Origin of the sequence: Bartonella sp. AP58NXGY, assembly GCF_042195785.1 — a bacterium.
Classification (GTDB): domain Bacteria; phylum Pseudomonadota; class Alphaproteobacteria; order Rhizobiales; family Rhizobiaceae; genus Bartonella.
Window position 1 is genome coordinate 1 of record NZ_JBHIOY010000078.1, and the last position, 1,259, is coordinate 1,259.

Consider the following 1,259-nt stretch of genomic DNA (forward strand, 5'->3'; position numbering starts at 1 on the left):
ATCTGTGGATAACTTTCTCTCTCTTCTCTCTCATTCTTTCTCAATAAGAATCATAAATTATCACATTAGAATTTATATGATAATATATTGTTTTCTATAAATAAAATACCTTCAAAAATGAACCAAAATGTGCTTAATAAATAGGTATGATTTGGTTCTATTTTTTATTATGAAAGGATTTTAGAATGACCGAAAATGATATTCTTTTAACAGACCGTGAAAGTGCAAAATTGCTTCATATGAGTGTCTCAACTTTCCGCCGTCATGTTACCAATGGCTCTCTCCCAAAACCCTTAAAATTTGGTTTTTTATCCCGTTGGTTACAATCGGATCTTTTGAATGTAATCGAGCAAGCGAAACAGCAACGTCAAAATGACGCGGCATAAAAAAACCTTGTCACGTAAGGACGGACAAGGCTTTCTCAAACTCATCACCCTAGAGATAGCACAATCCGTCCTATGACGCAACGTTATAGGATTTACAATGATGTGTTCTTTTAAGAATGCGCGGGGTATTACACGTGCCTTGCGTGGGGTTTGGCATGGGCGTTATGGAACAGCCCGTTTCCCTGCTCATGACGATAGGCTGCCTAGCTTATCCCTTGCCAATGGACATGATGGGCGTCTTTTACTCTATTGTTATGCTGGCTGCTCTTTTAGAGAGATCATACAAGCGCTTATTAAAATTGACTTGCTTGGAAAACAAGCTTATGCTCATACGCTTTCTTTCTCAAAACAGTTTTGTGCTGATCTCAAACAAGCAAAAAGGAAAGCAGAGAGAGCAAAAGTAATTTGGCAACAAAGCCAACCAATCAAAAATACTTTAGCAGAAACCTATTTACGCATGCGGGGGATCATGTGTGATTTGCCTGCTGATTTACGCTTTTACGACAAATGTCTACACCCCTCTGGGGGTACATTGCCCGCGTTGATTGCTCTTGTTAAGGGGGCTGGTTCCTTTGCCATTCATAGAACCTTTTTAAAAAACAATGGCTGCAAAACAGATCAAAAACCAGCTAAAGCCATGTTGGGTTCTATCACGGGTGGTGGGGTGCAATTAAGTCAAGCCAATCCAAAACATCTGGTCATTTGTGAGGGCATTGAAACCGGTCTGGCTCTGCTGTCTGGGTTGTTATCAGAGCCCGTTGATTTATGGGCGTCCCTTTCAACCCATGGCATGAGGCATGTGAATTTACCCAAAACAAAAGCCCGTCTCACCATTGCAATGGATGGCGATGATGCTGGTCGTAAAGCAGGTTT

2 protein-coding genes are annotated in these 1,259 nt (G+C 40.9%); both read left to right on the forward strand.

Features of this window, described 5'->3' with window-relative positions:
- Positions 1–185: 185 nt before the first annotated feature.
- Positions 186–386 carry an AlpA family transcriptional regulator gene (locus tag ACFINC_RS09545; protein ID WP_007346825.1) on the forward strand — a complete coding sequence of 67 codons (201 nt, stop codon included), beginning with the start codon at positions 186–188 and terminating at the stop codon, positions 384–386.
- 97 nt (positions 387–483) lie between these two features.
- Positions 484–1,259: toprim domain-containing protein (locus tag ACFINC_RS09550; RefSeq protein ID WP_375617057.1), on the forward strand; the 776-nt coding region annotated here is incomplete at its 3' end.